We start from the raw sequence: 26,041 nt of genomic DNA, 5'->3' as shown, positions 1-26,041 counted from the left end.
TCGTCAAACACCGGGCACGGATCCTCGCCGCGATCGAGCACAACCTCTCCAACGGCCTCATCGAGTCGACCAACACCAAGATCCGACTCATCACCCGGATGGCATACGGCTTCAAATCACCCGAAGCCCTGATCGCCCTCGCCCTGCTCAACCTCGGCGGCCACCGCCCCACCCTCCCAGGCCGAAACTGACCCACAGGTACGTCAGGAGAGCCTAAAGAATCGCGATTTCGTTACCATGACCTCCGCCAGTGCCCGTCGCGCGCCCATCGAGCGACCCGCGCCGGCGGAGATGAAGTCCTGCCCGCCGGAGGGATGAAATCCGAGCGCTCACCCGGGCGCTCAGGGGGCAGTGATCCACAGAAGATGAGTCGCTGGAAGTGAAATCGTGATGCTTGGTCACCGCCAAGCTCGACGACGCCGGCATGCTCCCGGAACCTCGGCGACGCCTGACACCGGAGACGGCTCCCGCCGGGCGACCCAAGTTGATCAAATCAATTTGTGGCAGACAGCGCGTCTCAAGTTCGCGCGCGGCGCGCCCCTCAGCGCTGCCGCACCGACACCGTCAGCAGGATCACCGCATCCGTCTCCGCGTCGAGCGCGTGGCGGGCATCCGGCAGGTCGATCCAGTCGCCCGCACGCAGCTCGACCGCCTGCTCCTCCCACCGCAGCCGCACGCGCCCCTCGAGCACCTGCAGCGTCGCCTCGCCGGGGGCCACGTGGTCGTCCAGGCCGTGTCCGTGCCGCAGCGCCATCACCGTCTGCCGCAGGCTCACGTCGCGGCCCGACCGGATCGACTTCGCCGCCCGGCCGCTCGAGGCATCGCGGGCGGTGGCGAGCAGCTGCTGGGCGAGCGCTGGCAGGTTGTCGAGCTCCATGGCCCTAGCCTGCCGTGCCGGCGCCGCCTGGCCTAGCCTCGTTCTCAGGAGGACGAGATGACGGATGCGGTGAACGGCGGGGCGGGCGACGGCACGGCGGGTGCGCGCCGACTCCCTCGAATCCTGGCGGACACCAGCGCGCTCGCCCAGAGCGCCGCGACGCCCGACGAGCGCGGGGCCGTGTGGCGGCTGGCCGAGCCGACCCGGCACCTCGACGCGAACGTGATCGCGGTGCCGCCGGACGCATCCATCGACCTGCATGTGGGGCCGGACGAGGACGTGCTGTGGCACGTGGTCGCGGGCAGCGGCACCCTCGTGACTGAGGCGGGCGACGTGGCGCTCTCCCCCGGCGCGGTCGTCTGGCTGCCGCGCCGCTCGAGCCGCGCGGTCACCGCCGGCGCCGACGGCCTGCGCTACCTCTCGGTGCACCGCCGCAAGAGCGGGCTGCAGATCGGTCGTCGCCCCGAGTGATGCGGCGGCATGATCAGCTCGCGCCCGCGCGCGTCCGAGTTGCGAGTGCCCGCCGCGCCGCCGCGCGCAAACGATCGGCGTGACCGCCGCATCCGCCGCCCGCTCCCTTGCGCGAATGCCCGAAATCCGCGCGCAATCGCCGCTAGATTCGGCCATGTGAGCGCCGTCGCACCCCATGCCGTCATCCTGATCCGCGCGCTGCGGTTCCACCCGAACCCGGCGACCGCGGCCGACAACGCCTTCCAGGCAGAGGTGGCCGAGGGCGAGAGCCCCGACACCACCGCCTTCAAGGCGCTGGCCGAGATGGATGCGCTCGCCACCGCCCTGCGCGACGCCGGCGTCGTGGTGCACGTGTTCGAGGATGAGGACCACACCCGCCCCGACAGCGTCTTCCCGAACAACTGGCTGTCGACCCATGCGGGCGGCACCGTCGCCGTCTACCCGATGTACGCCTCCAACCGCCGGCACGAGCGCCGTGCCGATGTTCTCGAGATGCTGAAGGCGAACTACCGGGTGCAGGCGATCGTCGACTACTCGGGGCTCGAGCCCGACGGCATCTTCCTCGAGGGTACCGGCGCCATGGTGCTCGACCCCATCTCGCGGGTCGCCTACGTCGCCCGCAGCCACCGCGCCGACACGAACGTGCTCGAGCGCTTCTGCACCGACTTCAGCTACGAGCCGATGGTCTTCGACGCGGTCGACTCCGGCGGCGTGCCGGTCTACCACACCAACGTCATCGCGACGATCGGCACCGATGTGGCGATGGTCGCGCTGGAGATGATCCCGGATGCGCGCCGTCGCGCCGAGGTGCGCGAGCGCCTGTCGGTGAATGGTCGCCGCATCGTCGAGCTCAGCGAGCGCCAGGTGCGCGAGTTCGCCGGCAACGCGGTCGAGCTCGCCGGGCGCTGGCCCGATGGCCGGCGCCGCACCATCATGGCGATGTCGGCGCGCGCGAGACGATCGTTGACGGATGCGCAGACGCGCGTCATCGAGGAATCCTGCGAGATCGTCGCGGTCGACATCCCCACGATCGAGCTCGCGGGCGGCTCGGTGCGCTGCATGATCGCCGGTGTGCACCTGGACCCGCGGCCGGCCGTCGCACCGGAGCTGACGGACGCCGTCGAGGCGATCGCGGAGGAGCCGGAGACGATGGACGGCGCCGAGGCGGCGTCGGAGCTGCCGCTGGTCTCGACTGCGGAGTAGCGGCGGCCCCCGCACGGGTGTACGTTCCCCGCATGGACGACCCGGTCGCCAGCAATCCCGGCCTCTACTCCGTGCTCTTCGAGAACGATCGCGTGCGCGTGCTCGAGTACCGCGACAGTCCCGGCACCCGAAGCGCACCGCACCACCATCCCGACAGCGTGATGGTGACGCTCAGCGCGTTCGACCGCCGGCTCTCGATGGGCGACCGGCGCGTGGACGTGACGCTGCGTGCCGGCGAGGCGCGATGGCTGGATGCGCAGAGCCACAGCGGCGAGAACACCGGCCCGACAGAGACGCACGCCATCTTCGTCGAGCTGAAGGAGCCCGGCCCGGCGCGCGACGACGGCGACGAGCACCTGGGGCCGAGTGCTGCTCCGCACGCTGAGCCGGCGGGCTGAGGCCCGCGCGTCGCCCATGCGGGACCGGCTATTGCTGGAGCACCCGCCCCATCCAGGGCCACACGAAGCGGCCGACGAGCGCGCCGCCGGCGATGCCGAGCATGCCTGCGACCGGCACGAGCACCCGCTCGACCGGGCTGATGCCGGCGGACTCGAACAGCACGAACGCGCCGAACATCGCGACATCGATCAGCAGCGCGCCGACAGCCGCGAGCGCCCCCGCGGCGTAGGTGACGCGGGCTGCCCGGCGAGGCTCCCAGTGGCGTAGCCGCCTCCTGCTGCTGACGAGCCCCGCGGCGACCAGCAGCGCGCCGCCGACCACCATCGCCAGCACCCACCAGATGTACGGATCCTCGGCGATCGAAGCGCCGTACATGCCGCCGCTAAAGGCGAGCACGACCGCGCTGAAGAGCAGGCCGGGCAGCAGCACCGCGATGCCGACCCCGACCAGCGCCCCCGAGACCATGCCGATCGAGCGCAGCCGCCGCTGCTCGTCGGCCGGCAGCGGCGGCCGCGCCCGGTCCGCCGACTGCTGGTCGCGCATGCCCGTCATGCCCCGAGCGTAGGCATGGACCCTGGCACTGCCACCCAAGGCACGGCAAGGATCCGCTGTGGCGGCTACTCGACGCGCAGCCGCAGGTTGCCGCTGTCGTCGCGGCTGTATCCGGTCGCGACGACCACGATCTGCTGCGCGCTCTCGCCGGCGAGCTCGATGCGCGGGTTGCGATCGCCGCCGCCGTCGTCGTCCCAGTACTCCTCGTCGGACGCGGGCACGTAGGCCCACAGCGTCGTGTCGAGGTCGGAGGTGGCGGCGATCGCCTCATCGCCGGTCGCGAGCGGCACGATCGCGATGCCGGGCCGGCCCGGGCTGAACTCCAACGCCGCCGGCCCTCCCTCCGCCAGCACGGTCGTGCTCGTGAGCACCTGCAGCTCGAACGGGCTGGCGGCGTCGGACCACTCGCCCACCTCGATCGTGTAGTCGCCGGGGCGCAGCACGGTGCCCAGCGCCGGATCTCGAGACCCCAGCTCGAACGCGAACACGTCCAGGTAGCTCGAGGCGTCGTCGCTCTCGACGTCGGTGCCGGCACCGGTCAGGTGCAGCGTGAGGTCCTCGTCGCCTGTCGACCTGGCGCCGATGACGACGGCCGTGGGCTCGTCGATGCGCAGCTCGATCTCGGTGCTGCTGCCCGCCGGCACGAAGCCGGTCTGCACCTCATCCGCGCCCGACTCGCCCTGCACGATCGGCTCGGGCGGCGACGGCTGCGGCACCGGCGGAGGGCCGGGGATGCAGCCGGTGAGCGCCACGGCCGCGATCGTCGCCGCGCCCGCGGCACCGGCCGCTCGTCTGAGGTGTTCGCTGCGCATCCCCGGCATCCTACGACCGGTGCTCGCGCCCGCGCTGAGCCGGCTCCCGCGCCCGAGCGAACTCCGCCCAGGAATGCGCGATCGCTGCAGGAATGTCGCATCACTCGAGCAGCGACCCGGCATTCCCGGCAGGTGCCAGTCGCACCTGCGGACCGAGGCGAGCGGCTCGGCTCGCGCGCCGGTCGAGCGGCTCGCCTCAGTCGCCGAGCGCCTCGTCGAAGGGGCGCGGGGCGCGGCCGGCGGGCTTCGCCGGCCGCGGTCCGGGCGGCGGCAGCGGCGGTGTCGGGGCCGTCGCTGTGCGGCCCGGCTCGAGCTCGAGCTCGTCATCGAAGTGCCGCACGCGCAGCGGCGGCCCCTCGTGCAGCAGGTACGAGGTGGCGTCGGGCCGCACGTCGACGCGCAGCATGCGCCCCTCGACGCGGATGCCGAAGCTCAGTCGCGTCAGCTGCGGCGGCAGGCGGGGCGCGAAGCGCAGACCCGCGTCGCTGTCGCGCATGCCGCCGAAGCCCGCGACGACCGCCGTCCAGAGGCCGGCGAGCGAGGCCATGTGCAGCCCCGCATCCGTGTCGCCGCGCAGGTCGGCGAGGTCGATGAGGGCCGCCTCGGCGACGTAGTCGGCGGCGAGCTGGAGCTGCCCGACCTCCGCGGCGATGACCGCCTGCGCGGCCGCCGAGAGCGAGGAGTCGCGCACGGTGAGCGCCTCGTAGTAGGCGAAGTCGCGCGCCTTCTCATCGCTCGTGAAGGCCTCGTGGGCGGTGTAGAGCGCGAGCACGAGATCGGCCTGCTTCACCACTTGCTTGCGGTACAGGTCGAAGTAGGGGAAGTGATCCTGCAGCTGGTACTGCTCCGGCTCCGTGCCCTCGAAGTCCCAGCGCTGCAGCTGGGTGAAGCCGGCCGATTGCGGATGCACCCCGAGTGCGTCGTCGTGGACGACCACCATCGCGCGTGCGGCCTCGACCCATCCGCTCGTCTCGTCCTCGGTCACGCCGAGCCCCTGCGCGACATCGGGATGGCGCCGGGCCGCGGCCACCGCGCCCTCGAGGTTGAGCCTCGCCATCACGTTCGTGTAGACGTTGTCGTTCACGATGGCGGTGTACTCGTCGGGCCCGGTGACGCCGTCGAGGTGGAAGCCGCCGTCGGCGTCCCAGCGTCCGACCGAGACCCCCAGCCGCGCGGTCTCCACCAGCATCTCGAGCCCCGCCTCGCGCTCGAAGGCGCGGTCACCGGTCGCGCGCACGTAGTGCAGCACGGCAGCCGCGATGTCAGCGTTCACGTGCAGCGCGGCCGTGCTGGCCGGCCAGTAGCCCGAGCTCTCGCGCCCGTCGATCGTGCGCCAGGCGAAGGTCGCGCCGCCGAAGCGCAGCAGCCGCGCCCGCTCGCGCGCGTGGTCGAGCGTCGCGTGCCGCCAGCGCAGCGCCTGCTCGGCAGCCTCCGGCTGCGTCGCGGTGAGCAGCGGCAGCACGAACGCCTCGAAGTCCCAGAAGGTGTGGCCCTCGTAGCCCGCGCCCGTCAGACCCTTGCCCGCGATCGAGCGGCCCTCGAGCCGCACCGCGGCCTGGAAGACCTGGAACAGCGCGAACCGCATCGCCTGCTGCAGCCGCGGCGAGCCCTCCACCTCGACGTCGGCGCAGAGCCAGTGGTCATCGAGCCGCGCCCGCTGCCCGGCGGCGAGCCCGTCCCAGCCCTCGCGCATCGCATCTGCCACGGCTCCCTCGGCGCGGCCGCGCAGCGCCTCGATCGCGAGCGCATCCGAGTGCTCGTGCCCGACCACCTTGACGATCTCGAGCCGCTCCCCCGGCTGGAGGGTCGCGGCGATCGTCGTCAGGGCGAGATCGGCGGATGCCTCGGTCGACACCGCGGGCCGGTTCGGCCCGGGCGCGCCCGGCTTGGCCGGCATGGGAGCGCCGGCAGGCGACGACGCGCCCAGGCGCGCGACGGCGTGGTCCATGGCGACGGCGATGCACTGGCCGCTGCGGCGCGTGCGGTGCACGAGCGTGGCCATCGTGCCGAGCACGTGGTGCTCGACGCCCTCGAGCGGGCTCTCCAGCACCTCCTGCACGCGCGGATCCTCGTGCACCTCCGGCAGGCTCTCGTTGGCGACCAGCTCTGACTGCACGGTGATGCGCACGGGCGCGTCCACCGCCTCGACGACGTAGCGCACGGCGGCGACCGAGCGGTGCTCGTAGGAGACGAGGCGGGTCGATGTGACGCGCACCGTGCGGCCGGCGGGCGAGGTCCACTCGAGGTCGCGCCGCAGCGTGCCGGCGCGGAGGTCGAGCCGCTGCTCGTGGCGCGCGAGCGTGCCCTCGCGCACGTCGAACGGCTCGTCGTCGACGGCCAGCCGCAGGATCTGCCCGTCGGGCACGTTGATGACGCTCTGCCCGGTCTGCGGGTAGCCGTAGCCCTCCTCGGCGTACGGCATCGGGCGCTCCTCGAACACGCCGTTCAGGTAGCTGCCCGGCACCGCGCGCGGCTCGCCCTCGTCGAGGTTGCCGCGCCAGCCGAGGTGCCCGTTCGAGAGCGCGAAGACCGACTCGCGCTGCCCGAGCCGATCGAGGTCGACGCCGCTGACACCGAGCCCCCAGGGCTCGACGTCGAACGGCGGGCGCTCGCTCACGCGCCCGGCGCCCCGTGCTCGTCCTCGCGCAGATGCGCGAGCTCGGGGTGGCCGCCGAGCCGCTGCACGGTCGCCGCGGCCGCATCGGCGGCCAGCTGTCCGATCCGCTCGGGATCGTGGCCGCGCAGCAGACCGGTGACGAGGCCGGCGACGAACGCATCGCCGCCGCCGGTCGGGTCGGCGATGCGCTCCTCCCCGTGCGGGTAGAGCCGGGCGCCGCCCGGCCAGACGACCAGGTCGCCCTCGTCGGGCACCGACAGCGCGACGAGCTGCGCGCCGCGCTCGAGCAGGTCTGCCGCAGCCCGCTCGGCATCCGCGCGGCGCTCGATCTCTACCCCGGTGAGCGTCGGCGCCTCCTGCGCGTCGGCGCGCACGATCGTCGCGAGCGCGAGCAGCGCATCGCGCGCGTCACCCTCGATCGCGCCGTCGAGCACGATGCGGGCGCCGCCGGCATGCGCGAGCCGCGCGGCCTCGACGAGCGCGTCGCCGGGCTGCTGCAGCTGCAGCACGACGATGGCCGCACCGCGCAGCACCTCGGCGGCGCCGGCGATGTCGTCGAGGGTCGCGAACGACTCCGGGGTCGCATCCTCGAACAGCCGGCGCTCGCCGTCGGCCGTGACGAGGTCGACGAGCAGGGCGGTGCGGCCGCGACGCACCACGTGGGTCATGTCGATGCCGGCATCGCCCGCCTCCGCGTGCGCCGCGTCGCCGGCATCATCGATGCCGAGCGCCGCCACGAGCCGCACCGACGCCTCCGGGTTCAGCTGTCGGATGCCGACGGCGATGTTCGCGCCCTTGCCGCCGAGCCGCTCGATGCGCTGCTCGACCGTGGTGCTGCCGCCGGCCTCCGGCATCCCGTCGCTGCGCAGCACGAGATCGCGCGCCGCATGCCCGACGACGACGATCCCGCCGCCCGCGCCGCCGGCGCGTTCCTCGGTCGCCGATGCTGACTGCCGTGCTCCGTGGTGCTCCTCCACGCTGCGACCGTACCGACGGTGGCTGGCGGCCGGCTGTGCGCCGCCGGCGTCGCTGCGACCCGAGTCAGCGCGCGGAGGGCGGGGTGTAGTGAGCCGCGAGGCGGCGCAGGCCCTCGTCGATCGAGACCGTCGGTGCCCAGTCGAGCGCGGCGCGCGTCTCGCGCTGGTCGAACCAGTGGGCGGTCGAGAGCTGCTCGGCGAGGAAGCGCGTCATCGGCGGCTCGTCGCCGCCCGCCCGTGCTGCGACGCCGGGCAGCGCCCAGATGCGCTCGACCAGTGAGCCGGCGGCGCGGCCGAGCGCGGCGGGCACGCTGAGGTGCGGTGGCCGCACGCCGGCTGCCAGGCAGATGCCGGCGAGCAGGTCGGCGACGGGCCGCGGCTCGCCGTTCGTGACGACGTACGCCTTGCCGTGCGCCGCATCCGCCCGGTGGAGCGCGGCGACGATGGCGCTCGCCGCGTTGTCGACGTAGGTCGTGTCGATCAGCGCCCGCCCGCCGCTCAGCAGCGGCACGCGGCCGCGGCGGGCGCGCTCGACGATGCGCTCGATGAGCTGGGTGTCGCCCGGGCCCCAGACGATGTGCGGGCGCACGGCGAGCACGCGCATCGCCGCGGAGTCGCGCGCGAGCGCGAGCAGCTCGGCCTCGGCCTTCGTGCGGGCGTAGTCGCCGCGCGCGTGCTCTGGCGACGCAGGCTCGGCCCCGACGCCCGCGAGCGACGAGCCGGTGTGGGCGACCGAGGGCGAGGAGACCTGCACGAAGCGCGAGACGCCCGCCTGCTCCGCGGCATCGAGCATCGTGCGCGTGCCCTCGACGTTGACGCGGCGGAAGTCATCCGGGTCGCGCGCGAGCGAGACCTTCGCGGCGAGGTGCACGACGGCCTCGGCACTGCCGCTGCTATCGCCCGCGATGGCGAGCGCCACGCGAGCCGGGTCGGTGATCGAGCCCAGTACATCCGTGACGCCGGCGACCCGCGAGGGGCGCCGCTGCAGCGTGCGCACCTCGTGGCCGGCGGCGACGAGCTCGGCCGCGACGGCACGGCCGAGGAAGCCGCTGGCGCCGGTGACGAGGACGATCACGGGCGGCCCACCCGGCTGCCCGCGAGGGCGCGCTCGGCCCAGACAGCCAGGCGCGAGCGGTCGATCTTGGAGTTGTGGCGCACGTCGGTGGGCAGTTGCGGCACCGCCAGCACCGCGGCGAGCGGCTGCGCGGTGGCGGCGCGCACGGCGGCCGTCACCTCGGGCGAGGCAAGGCCGGAGGCGGTGGCCGCGGGAACGGTCTCGACGACCGCGACCGCCTGCTTGAGGCCGTGCGGGCCGACGCCGACGACGGCGGCGCGACGCACGGCATCCGCCCGCTCGACATCCTGCTCGGGGCCGACCGGGGCGAGCGGACCCTCGGCGGTGACGATCACGTGCTGGGTGCGGCCCTCGATCCAGAGGCGGCCCTCGACGTCGAGGTGGCCGAGGTCGCCGGTTCGGTGCCAGCGCTGCGCGGTGGGGCTGTGGTCTCGAGACGCGTGCGGCTGCGCCGCGCGCTCCTCGACCAACGCGCTCGGGGTGTCGCGAGTCGCCGCGACGTCGGTGAGGTGCAGGCGGTCGTAGTGCGCTTTCAGGTGCGGGGCCGAGATGACGATCTCGCCGAGCACGCCGGGGGCGGCGCTCGGCTCGCCGGTCGCGACACCGTCGGCGTCGAGCGCGCTGACCAGCACGGTGTTGCCCTCGATCGGCGTGCCGACGCAGACGCCGGTGTCGGGCGCGGCCGCCGCATCGCGGATGCCGCTCAGCGTGACGTCGGTGACCAGCAGGCACTCCGTCATGCCGTAGGGCGTGTGCGGGGTGGCGTTCGGCATCAGCTCGCCGACGGCGGTGAGCATCGCCTCGCTGATCGGGGCCCCGGTGGAGAGGAAGGTACGCACGCGGGCGAGGGCGGCGCGCTCGGCCGGGCCCAGCGCATCCGCCGTGTCGACCACGTTGAGGATCGCCGCGGGCGAGAGGAAGACGATGGCGGCGTCGGATGCGTCCACGGCGGCCGCGACGGCGGTGGCCGTGAGGGTGCGGGGCGCGGAGACATCCATGACGGGGGTGACCGAGCGGGTGCCGAGCGCCGGGCCGAGCAGCGCGAAGGGCGCGAAGCCCGTCACCAGGCCCGTGTCGGCGGTGATCTCGAGGTGCGCGCCGAGCACATCGCGCAGCGCCGAGAGCTGGCGGTGCGTGTAGACGACGCCCTTCGCGGGGCCGGTGGAGCCGGAGGTGAACAGGATCGCCGCGTCGTCGTCAGGGCCGGGCTCTGCCGGCAGCTCGGCGGCCGCGCCCGTCTCCGCGAGGTCGTGCAGGCTCGTGGTGACGCCGAGCGCCAGGGCGGCGGCGCGGGGCAGGCGCTCGGCGGAGATGCGGATGCCGGGCCAGCCGAGCGTGCGCGCGGCGGTGAGGCCGAGGCGCTCGCCGATGACGACGTCGGGCCAGGTGCCGCGCACGGCCCTCGTGAGGCCCTTGATGCCCAGCCCGGCGTCGGCGACCACCACGACGGCGCCGATGCGCAGGCACGCGTAGAGCACGGCGGTGAGCGTGGGGCCGGGCTGCATGAGCAGCGAGACGCGGTCGCCCCGCGCGACGCCCATCGCGGCGAGGCCGGCGGCGATGCGGCGGGTCTGCGCTTCGAGCTGGCGCCAGCTGACCCGGCGGTCGCGGGTCATGTCGATGACGGCGGTGGCGGGGTCGCCGGCGCGGGCGTCGAGGTTGTGCCAGAGGGGGCGGAAGGGGGCGGACGCGTCGGGTGCGTCGGGTGCGTCGGGTGCGGCTTGGTTCCGTGACGCGTGCGCCTGCGGCGCGCGCTCCTCGACCGGCGGCGCGGGCTGCTCGTCCTGGGAGGCCTGCGAGACCGGCGAGAGACGCGCGCCGAGCCAATCGAGGACGGCAGACGCGTAGGGGCGATCCTCGGCGATCAGGTGGCTGGCGCCCTCGAAGCGGTGCACGTCGGCGTGCGGGAGGCGGTCGACGAGGTCATCGAGGTAGCGGTCGCCGAAGACCGGGTCGTTCGGCCCCCACAGCAGCAGCGCGGGCACCTCGAGCGCGGCGACGCCGTCGGCGATGCGGGTGAGCTCGGCGAAGCTCTCGTGCTCGGCGTCGACCGGGATGTCGGCGACGAAGGCGCCGATGCCGCGGCGCCGGTCGGCCGACGCGTAGGGCGCGCGGTAGGCGGCGCGCACGCGCGGCGCGAGCGGCGGCGAGGCGAGCGCGAGCGTGGTGTCGAGGAAGGCCGGGGTCGCGACCGTCGAGGCGGCGAGCACGCCGCGAGCGCCAGCGAGCCGCAGCGGTGACGGGATGGGCACGCCGGCGGGGTGGTGCACGGCGGTGTTCAGCAGCGCGACGGCGGCGAGCTGCGCATCCGGCCTGCCCGCGTGGTCGAGGGCCCAGCCGAGCGAGATGACGCCGCCCCAGTCGTGCCCGAGCGTGACCACCGGCCCTTCGAGGCCGGTGCCGTCGGCAGCGAGCGCTTCCGTGAACGCCTCGAGGTCGGCGACCCGCTGCGGCAGCGTGCGGTGGACGGCCGTCCGCTCCGAGTAGCCCATCTCGAGCTGGTCGACGGCGACCACCCGCCAGGCGGGCTCGCCCGCCGCGGCGGCGCGCACCGACTCGGCAGCGATCGATCGCCACAGGTAGCTCCAGGTGGGATTGCCGTGCACGGCGAGGATCGTGCCGGCCAGACCGCCCGAGGTGACGGGCACGCCTGCGCGCGCCAGCGCATCCGCCGTGTCCAGGCAGTGCCACTGCCGCGTCTGCCCCGCGTCGATGCCGACGCCCGGCACGTCGACGATGCGGCTCCAGGACGGGTCGAGGCCGGGCAGATCCCGCGGGGGCAGCGCGGCGGCCGCAGTCACCAGGCGAGCTCCATCATGGCTGTGTTGAGGCCGGAGCCGACGCCCATCAGCAGCACGCGGTCGCCGCGGGCGAGGGTGGCCTGCTCCTCGGCGAGGGTGATGGGGATGGATGCGGGGCCGACGTTGCCCAGGCGGGGGAACGTGGTGGGCACGCGGGAGGCGTCGAGGCCCGCCGCCTTGACGATCGCGTTGGTGTGCACGGCGGAGACCTGGTGGGTGATGTAGCGGTCCATCTGCGACCAGTTCCAGTCGGGCGCCGCCTCCTTCCACGCCGAGACGACGAGGTCGAGGCCGCCCTTCAGCAGCGACTTCGCGTTCGTGTACATGCCGTCGGCGCTGCCCACGCAGAGGTCGTGGAACTGCGTGGCCGCGCGGGTGACGCCGCCGAGGATGGGGTGGCCGTCGGGGTGCTCGTCGCTGCGGCCGAGCACGGCGGCGGCCGAGCCGGAGCCGAGCGTGAGGGTGGCGAACTCGCTGAGGAAGTCGTCGCGGTCGATGTGCTCGCCCAGCAGCCGCTCGATGGTGTTGACCTGGATGTCGTCGGCGTCCTCGCCGTTGACGACGATCGCGTGGCGGATCTGGCCCGACTCGATCATGCCGGCGGCCAGGCTCATGCCGTTGACGAAGCCGAGGCAGGCGTTGGCGACGTCGAAGTTGACGGCGCTGGTGGGCAGGCCGAGCTCGTGGTGCAGCCGCACGGCGACGCTCGGCTCGAGGTGCTTGCGGGTGACCGAGGTGTTGATGAGGAGGCCGACGTCCTGCGGCTGCACGCCGGCCTCGGCGAGCGCGCGCTCGCCCGCCTGCACGGTCGCCGCGTCGGCCGACTCCCCCGCCGCGGCATCCCAGTTGCGGCGCTCGAGCACGCCGGCGACCCGGCGCAGCAGACCGCCCTTCAGCCGCAGGCGCGAGAGCGCGTCGCCGAGCCGCTCCTCGATGTCGACGGATGTCGTGACCCGGCTCGGGAGGGCGCTCGCGACCGACAGGAGTGAGACGTTGCTGAATCGGGTGGTCGCGTTGCCGGTCATAGAAACTCCGTCGAGAGCCGAGTAGGTCGGTGCGGCCCAGCGTCCAGCGTACCGAGCGCACCCGGCGTGCGCCTGCATGGGGCTGTGCGTTCGCCGTGCATGAGGGGGTGACACTGGGCCGAGACAAGCACCGAGCGGCCGGCTGAGGGAAAGGTTCGGGCTCCCGCACCATAGTTAACGCTATGTCAGTACCGTTGTGTATAATTCCAGCGTGAGCATGGACACGCGAGATCCTGCAGCGGCCAGCAAAGGCTGGCCGGCGGTAGGTCACGAGACCGCGATGTGGCAGGTGGATGCCGAGTACGGGCTCTCCCGTCGACAGGCCTCGCTGAACCGCGGCGAGTACCGCGCCGCGGTCGTGCCGCAGATCGCAGAGCGCACCGTGTCGCTCCCGACGGATCTCGCGGCGGATCTCGACGAGGCGACGATGGCGCTCGTGCGGCTCGACGCGCACGCCGATACGGCGCTCCGCAGCGAGCTCGAGCTCGCCCCCCTGCAGTCGGTGCTGCTGCGCACCGAGAGCGCCTCGTCGTCGCAGATCGAAGGGCTGACCGTCGGCGCCCGCCGACTCGCGCTCGCCGAGATCGGCGAGCCATCCAGCGGCAACGCATCGCTCGTGGTCGCCAACGTGCGCGCGATGGACGCGGCGCTTCGACTCGCCGCCGAGCCCGGTCTCGCGAGCATCCTCGCGATGCACGCGGCGCTCATGGCCGAGCAGACCGTGCACACCCCTGGCGCCCTGCGCACGGTGCAGGTCTGGATCGGTGGGGGCGCTGGCCCACGCACGGCGCAGTTCGTGCCGCCGCTGCCCGCGAGGGTCGATGCCGACATGCGCGATCTGGCGGCGTTCGTCGCCCGGGACGACATCCCCGCCCTCGCCCACGCGACGCTCGCGCACGCGCAGTTCGAGACCATCCATCCGTTCACCGACGGCAACGGCCGCACCGGCCGTGCGCTCGTGCATGCGATGCTGCGCCGGGCAGGCACCGCTCGCCGCATCGCGACGCCCATCTCTGCCGGGCTGCTGACCGACACCGAGGGCTACTTCGCGGCCCTCGGCGCATACCGCGACGGCGACATCCGGCCCATCCTCGAGACCTTCGCCCGCTCGAGCAGGCAGGCGGCGGAGTTCGGCCGAGGCCTCGTCGACGAGCTGGCGCACGTCCGCGCGGCGATGCGTGCCCGCACCGCTGCACGCTCCGATTCTTCGGCCTGGCGCCTCATCGACCTCGCCATCGCGCAGCCGGTGCTGCACAGCCGCGCCGTGATGCAGGGTCTCGGCATCTCGGCACCCGCAGCAGGGCGAGCGCTGATGACGCTGGTCGACGCGGGCGTGCTGCGCCAGACGAGCGTCGGCCGACGCAATCGTGTGTGGCAGAGCGACGAGGTGCTGGCGATCCTCGACGGCTTCGCCGAGCGCATCCGCAGAACCGCGGCTCGCTGATCCGGTTCGGCGAAGCCGCGTCACGCGCTCCGAGGTGTCCGCCGCAGCAGATCACGCCATCCGATGGCTACGGCGCAGCCGGCGACGGAGCGCGATCCCGAGCGCCAGACCGACGGCGACACCGACGAGATCGGCCACCGCGTCCCACAGGTCGCCGCCGCGTTCGGGCAGCAGGAGGTGCTGCACGAGTTCGGAGGCGACGGCGTGCGCGACGAGCGCTGCACCGAGCCAGAGGGGGCGGATGCCCGCCACCACCCCGAGCAGCGCCGGCAGCAGGAAGACGGTGGCGTGCACGAGCTTGTCAAGGCCCGGGATACCGGGCCCGCCCGGCGGCGAGGGCCAGTAGAGCGCCACGAACTGCAGCACGATCGCGAGCGTGAACGCGGCCCAGGTCGCCTGCCGCGCTCGTGCTGAGATCATCGCTCGATCGTGCCACGGCGGCGCTTCCGGTCCGTCACCCATCTATCCGGTCGACCCGCCGGCCCGGTCACCCATCTGCAGGTACTCCCGCGGGGTGTGCCCGAGCCTGCGCAGTCCCGCGATCTCGTCGCCGAACAGCCGCGACGCCCACGACGCATCCGCCCGCCGCACACTGCGCGAGAGCTCGACCAGTGCGAGCACGCCGGGGAACGTCGGCGGCCGCCGCAGGCACGCGACCGCCCACGCGAGCGAGCTCGTCGCGTCGTCGAGGTCGACCTCGGGCAGCGGCGCGAGCGGCAGGATCTTGTCGCACAGCACGCACTGCTCGCGGTCGCTGTACGCGTCGGCGCTGCGGCGGTCGCCGTCGTGCGGGCAGGCGCGCTGCGCGCGGGCGGCGGCCTTGATCCAGCTGATGCCGGCGCCGGGCGTCGGCTTCGGGATGCGCTCAGGCCAGAGACCGTCGTGGTGCGTCGGCAGCGGCTGGCCGTCGAAGCATGGGGGCTGGGTGTGCATGGCGGATCCGTCCTCTCGGCGAGGACGGCGGACCGCGCTCGCTGACTTGCCCCGCGCGGGCGCGCTGGGCCGGCTCTTCCCCTGGGGCACCCCGCTCAGCGGAGGGGGTTGCCGTGCAGCCGGCCAGGTACCGATGGCTGCAGCTCGTGAGCTTGCTCGTCACTGTAGTCGGGGTGGGTGACAGCCGGTCCGCAGAGGTGAGAGAATGTTCTGTTGGCGCGTCCCGATCGGATGCGACCACACCCCCATTCATTCCAACGGCGGATGCGTCGTTGGCCGTGCCGCGCGCATCCGTCTGAGGTCCGAGACGAAGAGAGCAGCAGCATGAGCGCCACCGGCACCATCGACACCACCCCGACGACCGAGGCCGCGCCGGCGACCGAGACCACCACGTCGACCGCGGCGAAGCAGCCGGCGCCCGCGCGCAAGGCGCGCCGCTGGCCGTGGATCGTCGCGCTCGTCGTCGTCGCCGCCGCCGGCGCCACCGGCACTGGCCTCGCCGTCGCCTCGGCGAACGAGACGCAGGCCGAGCTTGTCGCGCTGCAGGAGCAGTACGGCGACCTCGAGACCCGCGCGACGATCGCGCAGAGCAGCCTCGACATGATGCGCGAGAGCCGCGACCGGCTCGAGCTGCAGCTCGAGGAGCTGCAGGCAGCCGAGTAGTCGGCCGCGCGAGCGATCGCGCGACCAGCACCACCGCGAACGGCGGCGACGGATCCTCGTCGCCGCCGTTCGCGCATCGGCGCTGCCCGCCATGTGGCGCCGGTAGTGTCGGGCCATGACCGAGCGCACCACCTACCTCCTCGTCGACGGCGAGAACATCGATGCGACGCTCGGCGTCTCCATCCTCGACCGCCGCCCGGAGCCGCAGGAGCGGCCGCGCTGGAACAAGGTGCTCACCTTCGCCGAGGAGGCGTGGCAGCAGCCGGTCAAGGGCCTCTTCTTCCTCGCGGTGACGCACGAGCTGCCCGCGTCGTTCGTGCAGGCGCTCATCGCGATGGGCTACCGCCCCGTGCCGCTGAGCGGCGAGGGCAAGATCGTCGACATCGCCATCCAACGCACGGCCGAGGCGCTCGTGCACCGCGACGCCGACGTGATGCTCGTCAGCCACGACCGCGACTTCGCGCCGCAGATGGAGCGGTTGGCCGAGGACGAGGAGCGCCGCGTCGGCCTGGTCGGCTTCGGCGAGTTCATGGCGGGCGACCTGCGCGAGGTCGACGGCATCGAGTTCTTCGACCTCGAGTACGACGTCGCCGCCTTCACGAGCCGACTGCCGCGCGTGCGCGTCATCCCGATCGACGAGTTCGACCCGCTGGAGTTCCTTTAATCCTCCGAATTCCTCCGCTCAGGGCGTCGGCATGCCGCCGTTCACGTTGAGTGTCTCGCCGATCACGTAGCTCGACTCCGGGGAGGCCAGGAAGACGTAGGCGGGCGCCAGCTCGGTGGGCTGGCCGGCGCGGCCGAGCGGCGTCGACTGCCCGAACTTCGGCAGCTCTTCCTTCGGCTGCCCGTCGGTGGGCTGCAGCGGGGTCCAGATCGGTCCGGGAGCGACGGCGTTGACGCGGATGCCCTTCGGCGCGAGCTGCTGCCCCATGCTCTTGGTGAAGTTGTTGATCGCCGCCTTCGTCGAGGCGTAGTCGACGAGCACCTCCGGGGGCATGTAGGCCACGATCGACGTCGTGTTGATGATCGTCGCGCCGGGCTGCAGGTGCCGCAGCGCCGCCTTCGTGATGCGGAACATCGCCAGCACGTTCACGGCGTAGGTCTCCACCAGCTGCTCGTCGGGCAGCTCCTCGAGACTCTTCGCGGCGATCTGCTTGCCGGCGTTGTTCACGAGGATGTCGAGCCCGCCCAGGCCGGCCACCGCATCCGTCACCAACGACTCGCAGAACGCCTTATCGGTGAGGTCGCCCGGCAGCAGCACGGCAGTGCGGCCGCACTCCTCGATGATGCGCTTGACGTCCTGCGCGTCGGGCTCCTCCTGCGGCAGGTAGTTGATCGCGACATCGGCGCCCTCGCGCGCGAAGGCGATGGCGACCGCCGAGCCGATGCCGGAGTCGCCGCCGGTGATCAGCGCCTTGCGGCCCTCGAGCCTGCCGGTGCCGCGGTAGGAGAACTCGCCGCGGTCGGCCTTCGGCTGCAGCTTCTGGTCGAGGCCGGGCTCAGGCTGGTCTTGCTCGGGCGGCGAGATGACGGGGTACCGCGTGGCGGGATCCTGGAAGGTCAGCTGGTCGGTGCGCTCGCGGTTCGCGTCGTCGGCGTTCGCGCTGCTCTGGTCGGCCATGGGTATCGCTCCTCACGTTGCACTGGGCTGGAAGCCTACGACCGTGGGGGCGCGCGTGACGCGATGCGGAGGAGACTCACACGCGGCGCTCATGCCGTGCCCACGGATGCGTCCACGACGCCGACCACGGGCGTCGCGTCGCGCCTCACCTCGGAGGCGTCTCGCTCACCGCACCAGCAGCAGCTTCCCTCCCGGAGCCTCCGGCGATCCCATCAGCTCGTGCGCCCGCTCGGCCTCGACCAGCGGCACGCGAGCCCCGATCACCGGCCGCACCGCTCCCGCGGCGATGAGCGGCCAGACGGTCTCGCGCACCTGGCGCACGACCTCCGCCTTCGAGCCGCGGCCGCCAGTGCGAGGCCGAGCGCGCAGCGTCATGGCGCGCAGGGTCACCCGGCGCTGCATCAGGCGGCGCAGGTCGACCTCGGTCTTCGGGCCGCCCTGCACGGCGATCACGGTCATCGCGCCGTCGAGCGCGAGGGCGTCGAGGTTGCGGCCGAGGTAGTCGGCGCCGATCACGTCGAGCACGAAGCCGGCACCGCGGCCGTCGGTCGCACCGTGCACGACCTCCACGAAGTCCTCGGCGCGATAGTCGATCACGATCTCCGCGCCGAGCGACGCGCACAGCTCCCGGTGCCGGGCGCTCGAGGTCGCCGCGACCCGCCACCCGAGCGCCCGCAGCACCTGGATCGCCATCGTGCCCATACCGCCGGAGCCGCCGTGCACGAGTGCCAGCTCGCCCTCCTCCGGCTGCGGCAGGTCGCGGATCGCGCTCCACACCGTGCACACCGCCTCCGGGAGCGCGGCCGCATCGGCCAGCGAGACGCCCACCGGCACCGGCAGCAGCTGCGTCGCCGGCACCGCGACCCGCTCGGCGTAGCCGCCGCCGGCCAGCAGCGCGCACACCTCGTCGCCCACGGCCCAGCCCTCGACGCCGTCCGCAACCCCGGCGCCGAGCGCGACGATCGTGCCCGAGCACTCCAGCCCCAGCACCTCCGACTCCCCCGCCGGCGGCGGGTACTTGCCGGATCGCTGCATCAGATCGGCGCGGTTCACCGCGGCCGCAACGACCTCGACGACCACCTCGCCCGTCCCTGCCTCCGGCTCGGACGCATCCGCCCACGTCATCGGCCCGTCGACCTCGAACTGCATCGCCTGCATCGCGACCTCCCGTCTCCGCTCCATCCTGTCGTGCTCGGCGACGAGGCAGGCGGATGCGTCCACGGCGCAGGCAGGCGCGTGGCAGACACGCCCGTGTCACATCCCGCTCGCCCATCTCGTCACGTGCACAAGGGAGCCGCACCCCGCGGCCCCGACCAGAAGGAGAGCGATGATGCGAGTGTTCGTGGCAGGCGGATCCGGCGCGGTCGGCCGGCGGCTGGTGCCGCAGCTGGTCGCGCGTGACCGAAGCGGAGGATGCGGTGCAAGAGACTGTTTGACGACCCCTACAGCGACCCCGAGCAGGCGGCCGAGCTGGCCGACTCGCTCACCACCGCGTCGCTGCTGCTCCTCGAGCGGCTCAGCCCGCTCGAGCGCGCGGCGTTCGTGCTGCACGAGGTGTTCGCGTTCGACTTCGCCGCGATCGCCGAGACCCTCGGCCGCTCCGAGGCCGCGTGCCGGCAGCTCGCCGCTCGCGCCCGCCGGCACATGGACGACGGCCGCACCCGATACGAGGCGGATGCGCGTGAGGCCGAAGCGCTCACGGCCCGGTTCCTGGCGGCGATGCAGGATGGCGACGTCGAGGGAATGCGGTCGATGCTGGCGGCGGATGCGGTGATGCCGGCCGACGGCGGCGGCAAGGCCCCCGTCTGGGGTCGCGGCACGTGGGGCGCCGACCGCATGGTCGAGAAGCTCGCCCAGATGGCGCCGGCGTTCATCGCGGCCGGCTGCGCCCTGGAGCCGCAGCGCATCAACGGCCGCCCCGGAGCGATCTTCCGCGACCGCGACGGCCGCGTGCTCTCGAGCTGGGGCTTTGACGTCGCGGGCGGCGTCATCACCGCCGTGCGCATCGTCCTCAACCCCGACAAACTGCAGCACCTCGGCCAAGTGGCGGATGCGTGGGCGCTGCTCCGCGAGGCGGGCTCGGCCGGGCGGGGAGACGGAAAGTAGCGACGCTGCAACGGCCGCGCGCGACCATTGCGAATCCAGCCAGCGTCGTGCTGCCGCGTCACCTCTCGGACAGTGCTCCGGCTACGGTCGCTTCAAACCCCTCAAGAAGCGAGCCTCCGTGCGCCGGTGCCGCACTGCATTCGCCCTACTGCAGTTCGACCGCTAGAGCTCCGGAAGCAGTTCCACTTGGTGGACGAGGAACACTGGCGCGGTGTTACCGCCACCCATGACGTTGTCGTAGGTCATCGATCCGACCGTCGTGAGCCACATCCGAAGATGATCGTCCGGCAGCACGTCGTCCACTACGGGACAGTTCGTCTCTCCGTCACCCGCGGCAACGAACGCGTTCACGTCATAGTCCCAGCGTGCGTCCAAGATGTCGTGCGCTAATGAGGCGCGGAACGAGCATCGACCGGTGGCGGCATCGAACTGCGTGACAATTCCCGTCGCAATGAGATTGACACCGACGTTCTCGTCGGGCTCGCTCGCCAAGTGGGCGAACTCGCGCTCGCCCATCGCGCTGAACGTCGAGAGATCTGGAAGCACCTCGATGGGTGGTGCTGAAGCGGGCGCCGATTGCGAAGGTGCCGGCTGCGGGGGGTCGCCTACAGGCTGGGGAGTCGACATGGGCGCGCTGATCGAGGGCTGCGCAGGTGCTGCGACGGGCTGGTCGGGGATCGACGGCGGCAGGAGGCAGGCTGAAAGCGCGAGAGTGGACAGGACAAGCGCGGTTGCGAGGGCAAGCCGTGCGGCTGGGGTTGCAGGCATGGTGCCAGCATAAGTCGAGGCTCCCACACTGACCGGTTGTTGGCACTGCCCTGAATGAAACAAGTATCGACGCATGGGCCAGAACAGTAACCCCTACCCAACCCAGGCTCACGCGGCATTGTGAGCGGGCTGTTCGACGCGGGGCTGCCGGTCGGTGACGTCAATACCGTCCCGCGAACCGGCTGGAGCTGTGGGGGCCATTGCATTCACTCGTGCGCTCTCACTGCTCGAGCTGGCTCCGTGGTCGACACGTTCGTGAAGATCTGGCGCTTCGTGGTCGTTTCTCAGCCCGCGACGCCAAGACCAAGCCGCCGACCTGAGCTTGTTACCCGGTCTCCGGAGCAACGTCATCCCTCGGAGGGACGTACACGCCGTAGTCGCCGAATGGAGTCCAAGAGCCGGCGGATCGCGGGGCGAGCCCCGCCTCTTCGAGGCGAGTGAGGCCGCTGTCGCGCTCGGTGCCCACTAGCGCCTGCCATGCCTCAACCAGAATCGACTCTGCCTTCCTATTCTCCAACTGATCGACGACCACGTCGGTCGGCATGCCGAGAGCGGCGGCGAGCGCTTCTGTTCGGTCGAGGGGGATGGCGAACATGTCCATAGCCTCGGACTCGCGGGTGAACGAGAAGTTCCATGAGTCATCGTCTTCTCGGCTCCTCGCAGGAACACTCCATGGGCTCCATCCGCGCCTCATACGCTCACACTCCTGGCGATGCTTCGATGCACGTTCATCGTGCCACCATCCCTCATTTCGTCGATCGGGTCTTGCCCGATGACTCTGCACCGCTCTCGGCTTCCTCCGTCACCAGTCCCAGCGCCTCATGCACCAGCCGACGGTAGCGCTCGGCGTCGCGCTTGTGGACATTCGCGTTCGAGCGCGAGTAGTGAGGGACACCGACGATCGAGCGGATTCCGGTCTCGCGCTCGATGAGGTCGGCATGCGCCGAGATCGACCGGAGGCACTTTCCTCCGACCTGGATCGTGTCACTTCGGGCTGATTTCGTGACTTGAGGTTCGTTCTGCCGTGAGTTTCCGGGGTTGTTGGTGTCCGTATGGGGCACTAATGGGCCGCTTCTAGACTGCTCAGGTGGGCCTGTTCGTGCGGAAGGTGAAGACTGCCTCCGGGGCGACGGCGGTGCAGATCGCGTCGAAGACGCGGGGCGTGCGGACGATCGTCGAGCACCTGCGCGATGTCGTGATCAGCATCGACGGGCACCAGCTCACCGCCGAGACCCCAGCAGCAGGCGAAGGCGCCGAAATTCTGGCCAAACTCAGGTCAGCTGCAGGGCACTAATCTGACACGATCCAGGTCCGAGGCAGATGATTGCCTCCACGGACTGCAACAACCGGGCCTGAGTGATCAGCGACTGCACCGAACGCAGGGCCTCTTCCCGCTCGGGACGCACAAGCGTCGAGTTCGACTCCACCAATTGCGGGTGCAGGTCTGTCATATACGCGCCCCAGAACGGAGTTCCCACGAATGCGTGCGCAAGAAAGATGTCGTTGTGGCGGGAGTCTGAGTTGTGAAAATTCGACCAGTCCGGAGTCACCGAGTGCTCGGTTGACGGGGTGCCGCCGGGGTTCAGCGCCACGATCATCGCGCGACCATGCGCGGATTCAGTCGCCGCCTCGAGAGGGAACTTGGGTTCACCGGTGACGTTGCCCGCGTCGTCGGTCTCCCACACCGCCCACGAGGCTTCGTGTCGATATGCGTCCAGTGACTGCAGCAGGTCCATGGGGCCATCCTGCTCTATACGGCTGACAGACTCCGTGTCGCGTCACCTCCAAAGCACGTCAGCAACGCTCGCTCCCAGACAGCCGTTCACCTGACGGACTTCCTGTCCGCAGCGTCCTCGGCATGCTCCACCACGAACGCCTCGATGATGACCTTCCGAAGAGCCAGCACCCTCTCGCGCAGTTCCTTGACTTCATTCCTGCTTGCGCCGTCGCCCAGGAGCGCTGCTACGCGGTCAAGGTTGTCGAGCCGACGAGACCACTCCTCGGCCCGATGAACCTCGCCATCGTCATCGGCGCTCTCTCGCAAATAGACGACTTGCTCTCGCAGTCCAGCAATCGTCTTCGATAGCTCCCTGGGACCTGCCCCACGTCGAACCACGACCTTTTTGAACGACTCGACAAGACCTTGCCAGAGTTCCGGATGGTCCTTCAGGTACTTCAAGATTATCGGCGTAGCGCTCACAGCGGCGGCCTTGAGCAGTTTGAGCAAAGCGGGCGGGATTGGCATGCTGACCTTCCGGGTCGGGTTCAAAGGACGATATCCCTGGTTTGGCCTTCAGCGCATTCATCGTCCTCGTCGACGAACCCGAGCCCTCGTCCGACCCTAAGCAGTCACGCGCCACCCTCGACGATCGAGTTGATATTGACCCAGTCGCTCGACTGTTGCGTGCACCAGCCCTTGAGCCGCGTCTCGTGATTGCGCCGCCCATGCCGGCAGGTACGTCGCTTGTCACTGAGTGCCGGGCCGACTTGTTGCTGAAGTTCGCGCTGCTCTAGCCGTTTGCCGGCTCGCCGTCGGACCCCTCGATAGCCTCCGGTGCATGCCGTCGGCCTTCGCGTCGCTCCTGTACCTTGCGCGCGAGCTTCAGGATGGCGTCGTCCCCACGCTCCTGCACATCGGCGCCGAGCGCCTTGGCGCGGGCGGTCATCTCGTTGCCGGCACTGCCGACCTGCTCAGCAGTCTCCCCAAGCAGCGCGCGAGCGGAGTCACCCCACGACTGCCTCGCGAGGTGATCGACGTCTGCGAGCGCCAGATCCGCGCGTCGCGCGAACTCGGCGATCGAGTCGTTGACGCTATTGGCGTGGTCCGCCACGCGCACGGAGCTGAAGGGATTCGCGACCCGATCGCGATTGGTGAGGCCCGACTTCGCTCGCACGGATGCGTTGATCGCCTCGAGACTGATGGCGATGCGCCGGGTGCGCGACCGGCGAGCGATCGTGATGCCCTCGCGATGCTGCTCGAGCTGCCCAGGCTCGGCCTCTGCCACACGAGCAAGCTCGAGCACGTATTGCTGATCCTGCATCGCCATGGTGCGGGCGAGCGTCCCGAGCCAGAAGACGACGTCCTCGCGCACCTCACCGAGCACGGCGGCCTTCTTGTCAGTATCGGTCGCACGCTCGTTGACGAGCTCGGCGAGCGCATTGAGCTGCGCGAGCGACTCGGCCTGCATGGTCTGCAGCACGAGCGAGTTCGTCTGCACCTTCGACCAGGTCACCGACGAGACGAGACCGGTCGACTCGTAGATCGACCTCGCCTCCTCGATCGCTAGCGCGACGCCGCCCATCTGTCCGAGCGTCTCGACCTTGCGCTGCTTGAGCAGGCGATCGAGTTTCGCATCGATGACCGCCAGGTACTCCTGGATGTCGTCGAGCGCGGCGTCGAGCGAAGCCTGCGTCAGCATCGATGCGAGCATCATCGGCGCCGCAGGTGTGAGCAGCGCGGCGTGCTCGAACTTGAGGTGCTTGAGGATCTGGCCGCCCTTGCCCCGAACGACACCGGTCACGAGTTTGTCGGCCTTGCTCAGGGCGGGGCCGTGCTTCTTAACCAGCTCGGCGGACTCCTTCGTCAGTTTGACCCAACGGCCGCTATTCGCCTGCAGCTCGCCGGCCGCGCTGAGCGCCTTGCCGGCGAAGGCCATCGTCTGTGTCGCGAGCCGACGGGTCTCAATGCCTGTGTGCCGCTCGAACTGCACGAGATCCGCCTCATCGCCGAGGAGCAGTACGCCGTCCTCGCTCTGCACGATTGCGACGGACCACTCTTGTTCACTCACAGTCTGATTGTGGCGGATTCCGGCGACATCTGTCTCGCTACAGGAACTTCTGCGTGCCGCGCGTCGCACCGAGCCTTCGACCGTAGTGCGCTCGAACGCTTCAGCCAAGATGCAACGCCTGCCGCCGTGCAGGCGCGAACGGCCAGCCGACGCGCTCGATGTCACCGGTCCGTCCGATGCTGGGTGCATACGGGAACACCACGAAGCGGGTCGCCAGCCCACGACAGATCCGCGTCAACAACACTCGCGTCCTGGAGTGGCGGTTTGGGCACTCGGAACGCGCAGATCCGGCAGCGCGGCCAGAGACGACGCGCGGGAGACCGAACTCGCACTTGTCTGGAGGTGGCGCGGACTCGACGACATGTCCGCTCAGATCACGACACGCCACCGACTCGAGGCGTGGACGGCGCAACTCGAGAACGGCGGCTTCGGGGTGCTGGTGCTCGCGGATGACCGCCACCGCTGGGCACAGACGATGTGCGACGGCAGCGACTGGATCGTGGAGTGCACGACGGCACGCGCGACGGCTGGGCGAACCGCGCCGCGATCGACAGTTCTGGGGCCGGCGAACCGGCGATCGCCCGGTTCCACGTCATCGAAGCTGCAGCCATCATGTGGATCTGGATGCATGGCGCACTGCCCGAACGCGGACGCCGCCTCCCGCTCCGTATCACGGACTCGGGAACATCTGCCGACAGCACGGAGTGGATCACCTCGCCTCCCGAGGGGCTACCGAATCGCCGTAGCCACCCGAAGTCGTAGCGGTGCGCCGGACGGCCTATTCGGGATCGACCTCGATGACCAGGGCCTTCAGCGACACCGGATCGTCCGCGTAGGCCCGCCACGTCATTGAGTACTCCCCACCCAGCTCAAGCTGTCTCACCCTGCCGCGAGTCGTTCCGACGCTCGCCGCGGCTCCCCAAGCGAGAGCTCCGGACAAGAAGACGCCTTCGTGCAAGCGGAACGCCGCATCGAAGCTCTCTCCCCAGGCTCTCGTCGGCACGGAGGACAGTGCCTGGTCGTTCGTGAGCACGACGACCGCGCCGTTACGGCTTTCACCGTCGACCCCGACGAAGCGCTCGATGCGAGTCAGGTCTTTCAGGATGTCGTAGCGCCGCTGATCGAGCGCGCTGTGGTTCTTCAGTTCGAATTTCTCGTCGGCGAACTGTCCCACCCATTTCTTGGTGATGTACTTCAGTTCGAGAGCGGTCCTGGCCAGACCGGAGCGAATCTCGATGTCGATGTATTCTGCGCCGCGGACTTGTTCATCATCAGCTCCCCGTGGCAGTCGAGATTCCAGCCTGACCTGGGCGTTGGGGAGTGTCTTCTGAATCTCCCATGCCAACGCGAACTGGAAGTCGGCTTCAGAATGAAAGACCGGTCGATTCGCAGCGAGGCCGTTCAGCACACTAGAGAGCCTCGTCGAACTTCCGGCAATTTGCATGAAGGAGATTCAAGCACATTGCGCCGAAAGCCTGTCCGCCCCGACACTGCTCAAGTGGCGGAACTTTTCCCTACGGGCTCCGCACTTGGTGCCGTTTTTCGGTGCCTACGCGAGAACGATTCCGAGGTGCGTGAGCGCGGTCAACGACAGAAGTCTCACCCATTGAGAGGGCCCCTCCAGGCGAATCGCGCGACATCATCCGCGGCACGCTTCACCTCGTCTTCCTACCGAAAGCCGATCGGCGATCCGTAGTGCACCTGAAGCGCTGGCCCTCCGGGTACGCGCTCAGCGCGGAAGTGGTCGCTCTGTCGAGCGCTTCCATCGACTTCGAGTCAGTTTGTCAACGGCCAGTAGGAATTGCCCATTGGCGGCCAGCAGAAGTGCCCGCTGGTGGCCATGAGAACTGCCCGTTCGCGGCCAGGAGTTCTGCCCACCGGGTTGTGGTGGCCCTGGCCGCGTAGGGCG

Annotated in this window: 28 protein-coding genes and 1 riboswitch; of the genes, 9 read left to right on the top strand and 19 right to left on the bottom strand. The window is 71.0% G+C overall.

The features are described from left to right. Positions 1-191: transposase (locus J1M46_RS12665; RefSeq protein ID WP_206445645.1), on the top strand; the 191-nt coding region annotated here is incomplete at its 5' end. 350 nt (positions 192-541) lie between these two features. Here the strand turns inward: J1M46_RS12665 and J1M46_RS12660 are convergent. Beyond that, on the bottom strand, positions 542-877 hold the full coding sequence (locus J1M46_RS12660) for a cupin domain-containing protein (RefSeq protein WP_206448128.1): 336 nt from the start codon (positions 875-877) through the stop codon (positions 542-544). A 57-nt stretch (positions 878-934) separates the two neighbouring features. Here J1M46_RS12660 and J1M46_RS12655 point away from each other — a divergent pair, with 57 nt between their 5' ends. The 3 genes from J1M46_RS12655 to J1M46_RS12645 all read left to right on the top strand — a co-directional run bounded on the left by J1M46_RS12655 (position 935) and on the right by J1M46_RS12645 (position 2,949). Beyond that, positions 935-1,348, top strand: coding sequence for a cupin domain-containing protein (locus J1M46_RS12655; protein ID WP_206448127.1), 414 nt, complete (start codon positions 935-937; stop codon positions 1,346-1,348). 156 nt (positions 1,349-1,504) lie between these two features. Further along, positions 1,505-2,551 carry a citrulline utilization hydrolase CtlX gene (gene ctlX / locus J1M46_RS12650; protein WP_206448126.1) on the top strand — a complete coding sequence of 349 codons (1,047 nt, stop codon included), beginning with the start codon at positions 1,505-1,507 and terminating at the stop codon, positions 2,549-2,551. A gap of 32 nt (positions 2,552-2,583) precedes the next feature. Continuing rightward, complete coding sequence (locus tag J1M46_RS12645) at positions 2,584-2,949, top strand: cytoplasmic protein (protein ID WP_206448125.1); 366 nt, start codon at positions 2,584-2,586, stop codon at positions 2,947-2,949. 28 nt (positions 2,950-2,977) lie between these two features. On the opposite strand, the gene J1M46_RS12640 is transcribed toward J1M46_RS12645, so the two are convergent. From J1M46_RS12640 to J1M46_RS12610, 7 genes are all read right to left on the bottom strand, one after another. Next, positions 2,978-3,502 (bottom strand): hypothetical protein, encoded by a 525-nt coding sequence (locus J1M46_RS12640; protein WP_206448124.1) that lies wholly within the window; start codon positions 3,500-3,502, stop codon positions 2,978-2,980. A gap of 65 nt (positions 3,503-3,567) precedes the next feature. Beyond that, positions 3,568-4,314, bottom strand: a complete 747-nt coding sequence (locus J1M46_RS12635) for a hypothetical protein (RefSeq protein ID WP_206448123.1) — start codon at positions 4,312-4,314, stop codon at positions 3,568-3,570. A 196-nt stretch (positions 4,315-4,510) separates the two neighbouring features. Further along, the gene (locus J1M46_RS12630) at positions 4,511-6,931 is read right to left on the bottom strand and encodes a glycoside hydrolase family 65 protein (protein WP_206448122.1); all 2,421 of its coding nucleotides are present in this window, start codon (positions 6,929-6,931) and stop codon (positions 4,511-4,513) included. Next, positions 6,928-7,908 carry a PfkB family carbohydrate kinase gene (locus J1M46_RS12625; protein ID WP_206448121.1) on the bottom strand — a complete coding sequence of 327 codons (981 nt, stop codon included), beginning with the start codon at positions 7,906-7,908 and terminating at the stop codon, positions 6,928-6,930. The genes J1M46_RS12630 and J1M46_RS12625 overlap by 4 nt, the downstream gene beginning before the upstream one ends. 64 nt (positions 7,909-7,972) lie before the next feature. After that, positions 7,973-8,983: an NAD-dependent epimerase/dehydratase family protein gene (locus J1M46_RS12620; protein WP_206448120.1), complete on the bottom strand. Its 1,011-nt coding sequence runs from the start codon at positions 8,981-8,983 to the stop codon at positions 7,973-7,975. Beyond that, positions 8,980-11,787: an alpha/beta fold hydrolase gene (locus J1M46_RS12615; RefSeq protein WP_241249673.1), complete on the bottom strand. Its 2,808-nt coding sequence runs from the start codon at positions 11,785-11,787 to the stop codon at positions 8,980-8,982. Before J1M46_RS12615 ends, J1M46_RS12620 begins: the two co-directional genes overlap by 4 nt. Continuing rightward, a complete protein-coding gene (locus J1M46_RS12610; RefSeq protein WP_206448118.1) occupies positions 11,781-12,809 on the bottom strand; it encodes a 3-oxoacyl-ACP synthase III in 1,029 nt (342 codons plus the stop codon). Before J1M46_RS12610 ends, J1M46_RS12615 begins: the two co-directional genes overlap by 7 nt. A 217-nt stretch (positions 12,810-13,026) precedes the next feature. Here J1M46_RS12610 and J1M46_RS15685 point away from each other — a divergent pair, with 217 nt between their 5' ends. Then, on the top strand, positions 13,027-14,253 hold the full coding sequence (locus tag J1M46_RS15685; RefSeq protein ID WP_206448727.1) for a Fic family protein: 1,227 nt from the start codon (positions 13,027-13,029) through the stop codon (positions 14,251-14,253). Between the two features lie 51 nt (positions 14,254-14,304). Here J1M46_RS15685 and J1M46_RS12600 read toward each other — a convergent pair whose 3' ends face one another. Together J1M46_RS12600 and J1M46_RS12595 are read right to left on the bottom strand one after the other, a co-directional pair. Continuing rightward, positions 14,305-14,673, bottom strand: coding sequence for a VanZ family protein (locus J1M46_RS12600; RefSeq protein ID WP_206448117.1), 369 nt, complete (start codon positions 14,671-14,673; stop codon positions 14,305-14,307). Positions 14,674-14,715: 42 nt separating this feature from the next. Next, positions 14,716-15,186: a hypothetical protein gene (locus J1M46_RS12595; RefSeq protein ID WP_206448116.1), complete on the bottom strand. Its 471-nt coding sequence runs from the start codon at positions 15,184-15,186 to the stop codon at positions 14,716-14,718. Between the two features lie 37 nt (positions 15,187-15,223). Next, positions 15,224-15,338: riboswitch (SAM riboswitch) on the bottom strand. A gap of 172 nt (positions 15,339-15,510) precedes the next feature. On the opposite strand from J1M46_RS12595, the gene J1M46_RS12590 reads away from it, so the two are divergent. Both J1M46_RS12590 and J1M46_RS12585 read left to right on the top strand, forming a co-directional pair. Then, the gene (locus J1M46_RS12590; protein WP_206448115.1) at positions 15,511-15,849 is read left to right on the top strand and encodes a hypothetical protein; all 339 of its coding nucleotides are present in this window, start codon (positions 15,511-15,513) and stop codon (positions 15,847-15,849) included. A 115-nt stretch (positions 15,850-15,964) separates the two neighbouring features. Beyond that, entirely contained in the window at positions 15,965-16,513 is a 549-nt protein-coding gene (locus J1M46_RS12585; RefSeq protein WP_206448114.1) for an NYN domain-containing protein, read from the top strand. An 18-nt stretch (positions 16,514-16,531) separates the two neighbouring features. Here J1M46_RS12585 and J1M46_RS12580 read toward each other — a convergent pair whose 3' ends face one another. Next, on the bottom strand, positions 16,532-17,470 hold the full coding sequence (locus tag J1M46_RS12580) for an SDR family oxidoreductase (RefSeq protein WP_206448113.1): 939 nt from the start codon (positions 17,468-17,470) through the stop codon (positions 16,532-16,534). 165 nt (positions 17,471-17,635) lie between these two features. Beyond that, a complete protein-coding gene (locus J1M46_RS12575) occupies positions 17,636-18,691 on the bottom strand; it encodes an NAD(P)H-quinone oxidoreductase (protein ID WP_342384376.1) in 1,056 nt (351 codons plus the stop codon). Between the two features lie 192 nt (positions 18,692-18,883). Between J1M46_RS12575 and J1M46_RS12570 the strand changes: the two genes are divergently transcribed. Continuing rightward, the gene (locus tag J1M46_RS12570) at positions 18,884-19,576 is read left to right on the top strand and encodes a sigma factor-like helix-turn-helix DNA-binding protein (RefSeq protein ID WP_206448112.1); all 693 of its coding nucleotides are present in this window, start codon (positions 18,884-18,886) and stop codon (positions 19,574-19,576) included. Positions 19,577-19,738: 162 nt separating this feature from the next. Here J1M46_RS12570 and J1M46_RS12565 read toward each other — a convergent pair whose 3' ends face one another. The 3 genes from J1M46_RS12565 to J1M46_RS12555 form a co-directional block, all read right to left on the bottom strand. Beyond that, positions 19,739-20,344, bottom strand: a complete 606-nt coding sequence (locus J1M46_RS12565) for a hypothetical protein (RefSeq protein WP_206448111.1) — start codon at positions 20,342-20,344, stop codon at positions 19,739-19,741. 325 nt (positions 20,345-20,669) lie between these two features. Then, positions 20,670-20,939: a hypothetical protein gene (locus tag J1M46_RS12560; protein WP_206448110.1), complete on the bottom strand. Its 270-nt coding sequence runs from the start codon at positions 20,937-20,939 to the stop codon at positions 20,670-20,672. 151 nt (positions 20,940-21,090) lie between these two features. Then, positions 21,091-21,405, bottom strand: a complete 315-nt coding sequence (locus J1M46_RS12555; protein ID WP_206448109.1) for a hypothetical protein — start codon at positions 21,403-21,405, stop codon at positions 21,091-21,093. A gap of 26 nt (positions 21,406-21,431) precedes the next feature. Here J1M46_RS12555 and J1M46_RS12550 point away from each other — a divergent pair, with 26 nt between their 5' ends. Then, positions 21,432-21,638 carry a hypothetical protein gene (locus tag J1M46_RS12550; protein WP_206448108.1) on the top strand — a complete coding sequence of 69 codons (207 nt, stop codon included), beginning with the start codon at positions 21,432-21,434 and terminating at the stop codon, positions 21,636-21,638. Here J1M46_RS12550 and J1M46_RS12545 read toward each other — a convergent pair. The 4 genes from J1M46_RS12545 to J1M46_RS12530 form a co-directional block, all read right to left on the bottom strand. Beyond that, positions 21,616-22,080, bottom strand: a complete 465-nt coding sequence (locus J1M46_RS12545) for a hypothetical protein (protein WP_206448107.1) — start codon at positions 22,078-22,080, stop codon at positions 21,616-21,618. The two genes, J1M46_RS12550 and J1M46_RS12545, sit on opposite strands and share 23 nt — an antisense overlap. A gap of 86 nt (positions 22,081-22,166) precedes the next feature. After that, entirely contained in the window at positions 22,167-22,589 is a 423-nt protein-coding gene (locus J1M46_RS12540; protein ID WP_206448106.1) for a hypothetical protein, read from the bottom strand. 265 nt (positions 22,590-22,854) lie between these two features. Next, a complete protein-coding gene (locus J1M46_RS12535; protein WP_206448105.1) occupies positions 22,855-24,132 on the bottom strand; it encodes a hypothetical protein in 1,278 nt (425 codons plus the stop codon). 778 nt (positions 24,133-24,910) lie between these two features. Continuing rightward, positions 24,911-25,540 (bottom strand): hypothetical protein, encoded by a 630-nt coding sequence (locus tag J1M46_RS12530; RefSeq protein WP_206448104.1) that lies wholly within the window; start codon positions 25,538-25,540, stop codon positions 24,911-24,913. Between the last annotated feature and the right edge of the window lie 501 nt (positions 25,541-26,041).

This window comes from Agrococcus sp. KRD186 (assembly GCF_017168255.1).
Lineage (GTDB): Bacteria > Actinomycetota > Actinomycetes > Actinomycetales > Microbacteriaceae > Agrococcus.
The sequence above is the reverse complement of the archived record's forward strand: the minus strand, read 5'-3'. Positions and strand labels throughout refer to the sequence as shown.